The organism is Streptomyces sp. NPDC060198 (assembly GCF_042728415.1).
Lineage (GTDB): Bacteria > Actinomycetota > Actinomycetes > Streptomycetales > Streptomycetaceae > Streptomyces.
On record NZ_JBHWZJ010000240.1, the window covers coordinates 1 to 11,162 of the forward strand.

9 protein-coding genes are annotated in these 11,162 nt (G+C 72.2%); 7 read left to right on the forward strand and 2 right to left on the reverse strand.

Annotated elements, in window-relative coordinates:
- Positions 1-117: 117 nt before the first annotated feature.
- Positions 118-1,332 carry an SCO1860 family LAETG-anchored protein gene (locus ACFWEP_RS24510; RefSeq protein ID WP_387372912.1) on the reverse strand — a complete coding sequence of 405 codons (1,215 nt, stop codon included), beginning with the start codon at positions 1,330-1,332 and terminating at the stop codon, positions 118-120.
- 414 nt (positions 1,333-1,746) lie between these two features.
- On the opposite strand from ACFWEP_RS24510, the gene ACFWEP_RS24515 reads away from it, so the two are divergent.
- The gene (locus ACFWEP_RS24515) at positions 1,747-3,435 is read left to right on the forward strand and encodes a PH domain-containing protein (protein ID WP_387372914.1); all 1,689 of its coding nucleotides are present in this window, start codon (positions 1,747-1,749) and stop codon (positions 3,433-3,435) included.
- 114 nt (positions 3,436-3,549) lie between these two features.
- Positions 3,550-5,010 carry a PH domain-containing protein gene (locus tag ACFWEP_RS24520; protein WP_387372916.1) on the forward strand — a complete coding sequence of 487 codons (1,461 nt, stop codon included), beginning with the start codon at positions 3,550-3,552 and terminating at the stop codon, positions 5,008-5,010.
- A gap of 15 nt (positions 5,011-5,025) precedes the next feature.
- Here the strand turns inward: ACFWEP_RS24520 and ACFWEP_RS24525 are convergent, their stop codons facing one another.
- Positions 5,026-6,153, reverse strand: coding sequence for an amidohydrolase family protein (locus ACFWEP_RS24525; protein WP_387372918.1), 1,128 nt, complete (start codon positions 6,151-6,153; stop codon positions 5,026-5,028).
- 117 nt (positions 6,154-6,270) lie between these two features.
- Here ACFWEP_RS24525 and ACFWEP_RS24530 point away from each other — a divergent pair, with 117 nt between their 5' ends.
- The 5 genes from ACFWEP_RS24530 (at position 6,271) to thpD (ending at position 11,125) form a co-directional block, all read left to right on the forward strand.
- Entirely contained in the window at positions 6,271-7,377 is a 1,107-nt protein-coding gene (locus tag ACFWEP_RS24530) for a pyridoxal-phosphate-dependent aminotransferase family protein (RefSeq protein WP_387372928.1), read from the forward strand.
- Positions 7,378-7,725: 348 nt separating this feature from the next.
- Entirely contained in the window at positions 7,726-8,292 is a 567-nt protein-coding gene (gene ectA, locus ACFWEP_RS24535; RefSeq protein ID WP_387372920.1) for a diaminobutyrate acetyltransferase, read from the forward strand.
- 156 nt (positions 8,293-8,448) lie between these two features.
- On the forward strand, positions 8,449-9,714 hold the full coding sequence (gene ectB, locus ACFWEP_RS24540; RefSeq protein ID WP_387372922.1) for a diaminobutyrate--2-oxoglutarate transaminase: 1,266 nt from the start codon (positions 8,449-8,451) through the stop codon (positions 9,712-9,714).
- A 94-nt stretch (positions 9,715-9,808) separates the two neighbouring features.
- Entirely contained in the window at positions 9,809-10,207 is a 399-nt protein-coding gene (locus ACFWEP_RS24545; protein ID WP_387372924.1) for an ectoine synthase, read from the forward strand.
- Between the two features lie 3 nt (positions 10,208-10,210).
- Positions 10,211-11,125 (forward strand): ectoine hydroxylase, encoded by a 915-nt coding sequence (thpD, locus tag ACFWEP_RS24550; protein WP_387372926.1) that lies wholly within the window; start codon positions 10,211-10,213, stop codon positions 11,123-11,125.
- The last annotated feature ends 37 nt before the right edge of the window (positions 11,126-11,162 follow it).

Below are 11,162 nucleotides of genomic sequence, written 5' to 3' on the forward strand. Positions count from 1 at the left end.
GCCGGACCCGTCACGGTCCTCGCACGCCCCCGGCGCCCGGGTGCCGCGGCCGGGCCGCGCGCCCGCCTGAGCGCGCGGTCCGGCCGGTGCCCGCCTGCTGCCCGGTGGCGGGCCGGGTCAGTCCTGGGCGCGCCTGCGGGCGAGGACGGTCGCTCCGGCGCCGAGCGCCAGCAGCAGGGCCGCGCCGCCGGCGATGAGCGGGGTGCTGGAGCTGCTGCCGGTCTCCGCGAGGTCGTCCCCGGAGACGGTGGCCGGGGTGTTGTCGGAGCCGGTCTGCGTCGTCACGTCGCCGCCGGAGCCGCCTGAGCTGCCGCTGCCGCCCGAGCTGTCGCTGCCGCCGTCCGTCGAGCCGGTGTCGCCCGAGGTGTCGCCGGTGGTGCCGGTGTCGCCCGTGGCGCCCTCGTCGGTCGTGCCGCCGTCCGTGGAACCGGTGTCGCCGGAGCCGCCCGAGGTGTCCCCCGCGCCGCCGTCGCCGGTCGTACCGCTGTCCGTGGCGCCGCCGTCGTCGGAGCCACCGTCACCGTAACCACCGTCGTCCGAACCGCCTTCGTCCGAACCGCCGTTGCCCGAACCACCGTGCCCGGAGCCGCCGTTGCCGGAGCCGCCGTGCCCCGAACCGCCGTGGCCGGAGCCCGGCGTGCTGCACTTGGCCTCCGCGAGGGTGAGCTCGCCCTTCACCTCGGCGACGTTGAGCGCGGCCGGGTTGAGGGAGACGCGCAGGCGAAGTGCCGTCGCGGCCGCGGTCTTCGAGGTGGTGCTGGTCTTCGACAGGTCCAGGGTCACGTTGCCGACACCGGGGATGTCGACCTCCGTGCGGCCACCCGAGGTGAGCGTGATCCGCTTGCCGAGGACCGTCACCCGGCCGAGGACGTTCGAGGACGCGACCGGCTTCTCGCCGACCTCGCAGACGGCCTTGGAGGTGACTTCCTCGACCTCGACGAGCGAGAGGAGCGGCAGACCGGGAACCTGCACCCGGGCCTTGACCAGATTGCTGTGCCCTTCCGCGCGGCGCTCGTCGACCGTGGCACCCGAGGTCGCGACGTCGGCCCGCAGCACCTGGACCGGGCCCCTGTCCACGCCGTCCAGCCGCACGGAGAGCGCGGTCTTCTCGGCACTCCTGGGGGCCTGGACCTCGTTGAGCGTGGCCTTGAGCGGCACGTCGACGGTCTTGTCCAGGAGCGAGACGTCGAGCGCCGTCCGGAGCACGACCGCGCTCGCGCTGCCCTCGCCCTTCGTCGCCGGGGCTGCGGCCTGCGCGGGGAACGCGGCGAACAGGGCGACGGGAGCGGCGGCGACCGCCAGGGCGGCGAGACGGAAGGTGTTGCTGTTCAAGATGGTGGAACCCCCACAAGAGACATGGAGCCACCGGCGCCGTCCAATGGGGGACATCGCGTGCGCCGGTGACCTCGACTCCGTGAATCTTTACGCACAGAGGGTGAACTGGCGGACACCTGACGCCAGTTCACCCCAAAGGGTGGTTTTAGTGTGCGTATTCGAATCTCGCGGCACGTACGTTCCTCGGACTCACCCGTTTCACCGAACAGCGGTTGCCGACAGTGGCCTTGAGGGGCGGCATCGAGCAACTCCAACGAGAGGACGGCCGGATCGTCACCGCCTGTCAACACGGCGCTTCCGGCACGCTCCCGGGGACCGCACGCCGCGCCGGGGATGTCGGCAGGCGAGCCGGTCCGAACATTGCCGCAATCCTGACAAGCGCCCGGGCCCTGCCACTGACAGGCTTCGGCCATGATCGAGGCCCCAGCCGTGACCTACCGCCCCGCCCACCACCGCGCCCTGTTCCTCGGCGGTCTGACCGCCATCGCGCTCGCCGCCCTCGCGATCGCGGGAGTGGGGGCCGGGGTGGCCCACGGGACCGGGTGGCGGATGTCCGGCCCTGCGGCCGGGGCGGCAGCCGTCACGGCGGCCCTGCTCGCGGTGGCGGGTCTCCTGACCCTGCGCGCCGCGGCACCGGCGGTGCGCGCCGATGCCCACGGGCTGTGCCACCGGCAGCTGTCGAGGAACCGGAGTGTGCCGTGGCCGGAGGTCGCGGTGCTGCGCGTCCACCGGCCGTACCCGCACTCCCGGCGCCCGGGACGGAGCCGCCTGAGCGTGGTGCTCCGCGACGGGGGAGAACACTTCCTGCCCCTCCCTCCGCCGTCGTGGCGCGGGGTGACGCCCGCGAACGATCCGTCCGGAGAGGGCGAATTCGAGGCGCGGGTGGGCGCGTTGCGGGCGCTGCACCGCCGGTACGGCTCCCCCGACCCGGACCTCCCGTCCCTCGTCGTCCCGGAGACGGTGCCGTACAGCACGGTGCCCTTCATCTCCGCTCTGGTCGGCTGCCTGCTGCTCGTTCTCGGCCTGGGGACGGCCGTACTCGGGATTCCGCAAGCCCTGGCGTACGAGCGTGCGTGGAATCCACCCGTCCTCTGCGCCGCAGGGACGCCCGTCGAGAACCGGCTCGACTGCCTCGTCGTCGTCACGGGGGTGATCGAGGGCATCGAGGCGACCGGCGAACGGAAGCCCGCCTGGCTGTTCTTCACCGACGGGGGTCCGACCGTCGACATCTACGTCTCCTACGAAACGGCTCGGAGCTTCCGGGAGGGCGACCGGGTCGACGTGACCTACTGGCGCGGCGCGGTGGAACAGGTCGCGGGGGAGCACGCGCGCTGGCGCGAGGAAGCGATGTATCCGGGCGCGTTGGCGGCGCTGCTGGCCGGCTTCTGGCTCGCGGCCTGCTATCCGGTCGCCCAGATCGTCGTCCGGGTGCGTGTCCGCCGGACCCCCGGAGCCGTCGCGCTTCCGCTCGCCCTGCCGTTCGCGGGTGTGCTGGTGGCGACCGCCCTGTGGCTGCTGCCGCTCTGCGTCCTGCGCCGGCCGTACCCGCTCGGCTCCCCGACGACGGTCGCCTGGGCGATTGCGGGGACGGTGGTGACCGCGGGGCTCCTCGTCCTGGCCTTCCGCGCCACTCGCCCCGTGCCGCCCGGCGACACCGCGGAGCGGCACCGGGCCGATGCCGGGGCCGACGCCGGGGACGGGAACGGCGTTGCCGCCGAGGACGGCCGGGAGGACGTCTTCCTGCCCGCCTACTTCGTGGATTCCGTCGATTTCGACCCGTACCACTCCACCACCCACCTCGTCCTCGGCCCGGACGGCTCGCTCGCGGTCTCGCCGCACCCCGGCCCGGGAAGGTTCGGGGTGCGGCGGATTCCCACGGAGCGGCTCACCGTCCTGCGGGTACGCCGTGTCCAGGCCGGCGAGGCCAAGCGAGGGTTCCCCATCAGCTGGCAGGTCGCCGACCTCGATTACCAGGGTGAGCTGGTGCGCCTCAGAGCGTCGAGGACCACCCTGGACCGCGTGCTGCGGCCCCTGCGCCACACCTCCGCGACCTTCGCGGCGGCCCCCGGTGCCCCTGCCCGTACGCCACCCCCGTCCTGACCACCGGAAGGCCGGGCGCCAAGGCGCTCGCGGGCGATGTCGGCAAGGTCGCGCCCCCGGACTCTGCCGTACCCGCGACACGAGCGCCCGCCTGGCCGGTGACATGCTGTGTGCATGACCCCCGAACCTCGGCTGATCTTCCGTCCCGCGCTCGCGGGGGTACTGTCGCGCGTCGGGCTCGGGGGCGTCGTCGCCGAGGTGCACGCCGATGCCGACGGGGTGCGTTACCGGTCTCCGCGGCGGCGGGGGGACATCCCGTGGCAGGACGTCAGGGCGCTGCGCGTCCATGTGAGGCCCATGAGGAGCGAGGAACGCAGACGCGTCAGCCTGCTGCTGCGTGACGGGCGCGTCCGCTTCCTGCCCCAGCCTCGGAGCTACCTGACGACGGACCCGGAGTTCGACGCCGGGGTGGAGGCGCTGCGGGCGCTGCACCGCCGTCACGGAACGCCCGACGAGCCGGACCACCTCCACGTCATCGACCCGCGCACGGGAGGACACGGCCTCTTCAAGCCGCTCGCGCTGTGCGCGCTGCTGCTCGTGGTGGGCGCGGTGGTGGCGGCAGTCGCCGTGCCGAACACGCTCTCCTACCAACGTGCCTGGCGGTCCGCCGTCCCCTGTGCGGCGGGGACACCCGCCTACGGTCGGGCCGAGTGCCTGACCACCGTCCCGGGGGTGATCTCCCGCACCGTCGCCGACCACCAGGGCAAGACCGACGACAGCCGGCTGTACTTCTCCGGGAGCCGGCCACGCGAACGGATCCAGGTGCCCTACGACACAGCCGTCGCGTTCGCGCCGGGCGACCGGGTCGAGGTGACCTTCTGGCGCGGAACCCCGAGAGCGGTCGTCGGCACCCACGCGGCGTGGCAGGACCGCCCGGTCCCCGCCGGTCAGGTCCTGGCCTTCGCGGTGGGGTTGGTGCTCGCCGCCGGCTACCCCGCGGCCCTCGTCGTGGTGCGCGTGCGCGGACGCCGGCGTCCCGACGACGAGGTGCTGCCCTCGGCCCTCCCCTTCCTCGGCGTGCTGGTCGTGACGGCCCTGTGGCTGTTGCCGCTCTGCGTCCTGCACCCTGTGGACCTGGTCGGGTCGCCCCTGACGATCGGGTGGGCGGGGGCGGGTACGGCGGTGTCGCTGGTGCTCCTCGTACCGGCCTTCCGCGCCACCCGCGTACGGACTCCCGAGGACGTCGTACCGGCCGGCGCCACGGATGGCACGGACGACGCGGACGGGGAGGAGGTCTTCCTGTCCGGCCGCTTCCTGGAGGCCACCGAGTACAACCCGCACCACTTCGGCACCCACCTCGTGCTGGGCGGCGGTGACGCGCTCGCGGTCTCGCCGCACTCCGGTCCCGGACGGTTCGCGGTGAAGCGGGTCCCGGTGGAGCGGATCGCCGTCCTGCGGGTACGGCGGGTCCGGGGCGAGGACGGCGACGACGTCCCCGGCGACTGGCACGTGGCCGAGCTGGACGACGCGGGAAACCCCGTCCGCCTCGGGGCGGCGCCGGGGGACCTGGCCCGAGTCCTGCGCGCCCTGGGGCACGTGCCGTCCGCACCGGCCTCCGGAGTCCCGGTGCGCTGAGGGTGGCGCGCGAGGTCAGCCGGGCATCACCCGGCCGTTCAGCACCACATGGCGGGGGGCCGCCAGAACCCGTACGTCCGCGCGCGGGTCGTCGGGGTAGACGACCAGGTCGGCCGGGGCGCCCTCCTCCAGGGCGGGGCGGCCGAGCCAGCGCCTCGCTCCCCAGGTGGTGGCGGAGAGCGCGTCCAGGGGCGGGACACCGGCCCGGACCAGTTCGGCGACCTCGGCGGCGACCAGGCCGTGGGGCAGCGAGCCTCCCGCGTCCGTACCGACGAAGACCGGGATGCCGGCGTCGTACGCCGCGCGCACGGTGTCGTACCTGCGCGCGTGCAGTCGGCGCAGATGCGCCGACCAGCGCGGGAACTTGGCCTCGCCGCCGTCCGCCAGGTGCGGGAAGGTCGCGATGTTGACGAGGGTCGGCACGATCGCCACCCCGCGTTCGGCGAAGAGCGGAACGGTGTCCTCGGTGAGGCCCGTGGCGTGCTCGACGCAGTCGATGCCGGCCTCCACCAGATCGCGCAGCGAGTCCTCGGCGAAGCAGTGCGCGGTGACCCGGGCCCCGAGCCGGTGGGCTTCGGCGATGGCGGCCTCCACCTCGCCGCGCGGCCAGCAGGGGGTGAGGTCGCCCACCTCGCGGTCGATCCAGTCGCCGACCAGCTTCACCCAGCCGTCGCCCCGGCGTGCCTCGCGGGCGACGTACGCGACGAGGTCGCCGGGCTCGATCTCGTGGGCGTAGTTGCGGATGTAGCGGCGGGTCCTGGCGATGTGGCGGCCGGCCCTGATGATCTTCGGGAGGTCCTCCCGGTCGTCGGTCCAGCGGGTGTCCGAGGGCGATCCGGCGTCGCGGAGCAGCAGGGCGCCCGCCTCCCGGTCGGTGAGCGCCTGCTTCTCGCTGGTGGCGGCGTCGACCGGGCCGTGCCGGTCGAGTCCGACGTGGCAGTGCGCGTCCACCAGTCCGGGCAGAACCCAGCCCTCGACGGTGTCCGCCCGGTCCGCGCCGGGGGGCCGCTCGTAGGTGATCCGGCCGTCCACGCACCAGAGTTCGTCGCGCACCTCGTCCGGGCCGACGAGCACCCGTCCCCTCACCCGCAGCACGCGGCGGTCCCGGTCGCGGTGTTCGCGCTGGTCGCTGTGATCGCTCATGTGCGGCACTGTACGAGGCGGTCGGTACTCTCGGACCGAGCGCTGTTCGTACACAGGCCCGCATCTGTTCGTACAGAGGCCCGCAGAATGACTGACCGAACCGGAGAGAGCACCACCGTGACGCACCCCTTCCTCGACCTCGCCCCGCTCACCCCCGCACACTTCGCGGCCATCGAGAAGCGGGTGGCCGGTCTCCTCGCCACCGAGCAGGACGTGGTGATCATGCAGGGCGAGGCGCTGCTGCCCCTGGAGGGCTGCATCCGGGGCGCCGCCCGGCCCGGTACGACCGCGCTCAACGTCGTCACCGGCCCGTACGGCCAGACCTTCGGGAACTGGCTGCGCGACTGCGGCGCCGAGGTCGTCGACCTGGCGGTGCCGTTCCACACGGCGGTCACCGCCGAGCAGGTCGCCGCGGCCCTGGCCGAGCACCCGGAGATCGACTTCGTCTCGCTGGTGCACGCCGAGGCGGCGACCGGGAACACCAACCCGGTCGCGGAGATCGGTGAGGTCGTCCGGGCGCACGGTGCCCTCTTCATGCTGGACGCGGTGGCCTCGGTGGGGGCCGAGCCGCTGCTGCCGGACGCCTGGGGCGTGGACCTGTGCGTGATCGGCGCGCAGAAGGCGATGGGCGGCCCGGCGGGCGTCTCGGCCGTCTCGGTGAGCGCACGTGCCTGGGAGCGGATCGCCGCCAACCCGCAGGCGCCGCGACACTCCTACCTCTCCCTGCTGGACTGGAAGCAGCGCTGGATCGACGGTGGCCGCAAGGCGCTGCTGCACGCCCCGGCGCAGCTGGAGATGCTGGCGCTGGAGGCGTGCGTCGAGCGGATCGAGGCGGAGGGGCTGGAGGCCCTCATGGCCCGTCACTCCGCCGCTGCCGCTGCCACCCGGGCGGGTGCGCTCGCGCTCGGCGGTGGGCTGACGCCGTACGTCCACGAGGCGCCCGACGCCGCGCCCGTCGCCACGACGCTCCGCGTGCCGGACGGGGTGGACGCCTCGGAGCTGGTGGCGCGGGCGCTTCTCGCGGAGCCCTCGCTTCCGCTGATCGCGGGCGGCGGGGCGCTGTCGAAGGAGATGGTCCGGGTCAATCACTACGGGGTGGACGCCACGCGCGGAGCGGTCCTCGCCTCCCTCGCGGCCCTGGGATCGGCGCTGGCCGACGCGGGCCTGCGGGTCGATCTGGAAGCTGCCCGCAAGGCCGTCCAGGAAACCTGGCCGAGCGAATGAAGTGCCGGGCACGGCTCATTTCCGCCGTCCGGTGACAGAGGAATTCAATGAATGCGGGGAGCTACTTATTCATAAGTAGCTCCCCGCATTCTTGTGCCCGGACTCCTCATGCGTAAACACGTGAATCCAATAGGTGTCCGGACGAGCGGTACGGAGTGCCGGGCACAGGGGTCGAGAGGGTGTGACGGACTCCACACCGAGGCAATATGCCGGATATATTCGGCATGAATCACCACGAACCGCCCGCCCGACCGGTCGGACTCGCACTCGCGTGATAACACGCGCGCTCCCACCACCCAAGACTTTTCGCTGGTGCAATTCCGAAATTTGCTGGGTAAATTCCCTGACATGAGCGCCGCACCAGCAGACCTTGCCCGTGCCCGAATCGATTCCCCCCGCCCCGATGTGCCGCCCGCGCCGAGCACATTCGTCACCGTGGACGCGCCACGCGTCCAGGACGGGGCCTCGCTGTGGCGCATCGCCCGCGACTCCGAGGTCCTCGACCTCAACTCCTCGTACAGCTACCTGCTCTGGTGCCGTGACTTCGCGGCGACCTCGGTGGTCGCCCGGGACGAGCACGGCGAGCCGGTCGCCTTCGTGACCGGTTACGTCCGTCCGGACCGTCCGCAGACGCTCGTCGTCTGGCAGGTGGCGGTGGACGACGCCTACCGGGGGCGGGGACTGGCCGCCGGCCTGCTGGACGCGCTGACCGAACGAGTCGCCGCGGAAGGGGGTTTGATCGCGGTCGAGACGACCGTCACGCCCGACAACACCGCGTCGAACCGGCTCTTCACCTCGTACGCCGAACGCCACGACGTGGGACTGGAGCGCGAGGTCCTCTTCGGCGGGGAGCTGTTCCCCGAGGACGACCACCTCCCCGAAGTCCTGTACCGCATAGGGCCGTTCGGCAGCTGACGGCAGCAGCCCCCGCCCCGCCCGGCGCCCGCCGGGCGGTGTCCGGCAATGGGCGCCGCCCGCTCGACGGGAGTCGTCAGACACCGGGTCCGCCCCCGGCCGGGTCCGCCGCGCCACCGCCCCCGCCGCACACCCACAACCCCTCAGGAGACCGCCGTGACCATCACCCCGCCCGCCCTGAGCGTCTTCGAGACCCTGGAGTCCGAGGTCCGGAGCTACTGCCGGAGCTGGCCCGCCGTGTTCGACCACGCGCGGGGCGCCCGGCTCACCGACGAGGACGGCCACAGCTACCTCGACTTCTTCGCCGGTGCGGGATCGCTCAACTACGGCCACAACAACCCCGTGCTGAAACGGGCGTTGCTCGACTACATCGAGCGTGACGGCATCACCCACGGGCTGGACATGGCGACGACGGCGAAGCGCGCCTTCCTGGAGACCTTCCAGAACGTGATCCTGCGCCCGCGCGATCTGCCGTACAAGGTGATGTTCCCGGGCCCGACCGGTACCAACGCGGTCGAGGCCGCACTGAAGTTGGCGCGCAAGGTGAAGGGGCGCGAGTCCGTGGTCTCGTTCACCAACGCCTTCCACGGGATGTCGCTCGGCTCGCTCGCCGTCACCGGCAACGCGTTCAAGCGGGCCGGTGCGGGCATCCCGCTGGTGCACGGCACGCCGATGCCGTTCGACAACTACTTCGACGGCCAGGTCCCCGACTTCCTCTGGTTCGAGCGGCTGCTGGAGGACCAGGGCTCCGGGCTGAACAAGCCGGCCGCCGTGATCGTGGAGACCGTCCAGGGCGAGGGCGGCATCAACGTCGCCCGCGCCGAGTGGCTGCGCGCCCTCCAGGAGCTGTGCCACCGGCAGGACATGCTGCTGATCGTGGACGACATCCAGATGGGCTGCGGGCGTACCGGCGGCTTCTTCTCCTTCGAGGAGGCGGGCATCGTCCCGGACATCGTCACCCTGTCGAAGTCCATCAGCGGTTACGGACTGCCCATGTCCCTCTGCCTGTTCACCCCGGAGCTGGACGTCTGGGAGCCGGGCGAGCACAACGGCACCTTCCGCGGCAACAACCCCGCCTTCGTCACGGCCGCCGCCGCGCTCGACGCCTACTGGGCGGACGGCCACATGGAGCAGCAGACGAAGGCCCGCGGAGAGCAGGTGGAACAGGCCCTGCTCTCCCTCTGCGCCGAGGACACCACCGCTTCCTTCCGGGGCCGGGGCCTCGTGTGGGGAATCGAGTTCGCCGACCCGGCACGCGCCTCGGCGGTCACCTCGCGCGCCTTCGAGCTCGGGCTGCTGCTGGAGACCTCGGGCCCGCGGAGCGAGGTCGTCAAGCTGCTGCCGCCGCTGACCATCACCCCCGAAGAGCTGGACGAGGGGCTGCGCACGCTGGCCCGGTCCGTCCACGAAACAGCCGCCTGAGCGGCGCGTTTCCCCCTGAACTCCGTCCGCCCCGGCAGCTTTCGGGGCAGGCGGGAGCCGACAGTCACCGCAGAGAGAAAGGCACCACACCACCGTGATCGTCCGTTCGTTCCGCGACATCGAGAACACCGACCGGCACGTGAAGTCCGCCTCCGGCACCTGGGAGAGCAAGCGCATCGTGCTCGCCAAGGAGAAGGTCGGCTTCTCGCTCCACGAGACCGTCCTGTACGCGGGCACGGAGACGTCGATGTGGTACGCGAACCACATCGAGGCCGTCCTGTGCACGCAGGGGGAGGCCGAACTCACCAACGACGACACCGGTGAGAAGCACTGGATCACCCCCGGCACCATGTACCTGCTCAACGGCCACGAGCACCACACGCTCCGCCCGAAGACCGACTTCCACTGCGTCTGCGTCTTCAACCCTCCCGTCACCGGACGGGAGGACCACGACGAGAACGGCGTCTACCCGCTGCTGACCGAGGAGGCCTGAGCCATGACCACGTACGCGCGCACCGAACCGCACCCTCCGCGCACCGACCTCTATCCCTCGCGCGGCGCCGCCGAGACGATCACTCCCCGCCGGGACCCGGTCGTCTGGTCCGCTCCGGGCGCCCCGGGGCCCGTACCCGTACAGAGCCTCCTGACCTTCGAGCGGGACGGTTTCCTCGCCGTCGACCAGCTGCTCGCCCCGGACGAAGTGGGTTCCTACCAGGCCGAGATGGAGCGGCTGATCGCCGATCCGGCCGTCCGCGCGGACGAACGGTCCATCGTGGAGCCGCAGTCGGGGAAGGTGCGTTCCGTCTTCGAGGTGCACCGGATCAGCGAGGTGTTCGCCCGACTGGTCTCCGACGAGCGGCTGGTGGGCGCGGCCCGGCAGATCCTCGGCTCGGACGTGTACGTGCACCAGTCCCGGATCAACGTGAAGCCGGGCTTCGGGGCGTCGGGCTTCTACTGGCACTCGGACTTCGAGACCTGGCACGCGGAGGACGGACTGCCGAACATGCGGACCGTCTCCGTATCGGTCGCGCTGACCGAGAACCACGACACCAACGGCGGGCTGATGATCATGCCCGGTTCGCACCGGTCGTTCCTCGGCTGCGCGGGCGAGACGCCGAAGGACAACTACAAGAAGTCGCTCCAGATGCAGGACGCGGGCATCCCGTCCGACGAGGCGCTGACGGAGCTGGCCGGTGAGCACGGCATCAAGCTCTTCACCGGCAGGGCGGGTTCGGCGACCTGGTTCGACTGCAACGCCATGCACGGTTCGGGTGACAACATCACCCCGTTCCCGCGCAGCAACGTCTTCATCGTCTTCAACAGCGTGGAGAACGCGGCCGAGGAGCCCTTCGCGGCTCCGGTGCGGCGCCCGGAGTTCATCGGGGCCCGCGACTTCACACCGGTGCGGTAGGCGCGGAGCGCGGGCGGGGGCGGGACGGTTGCGGCCG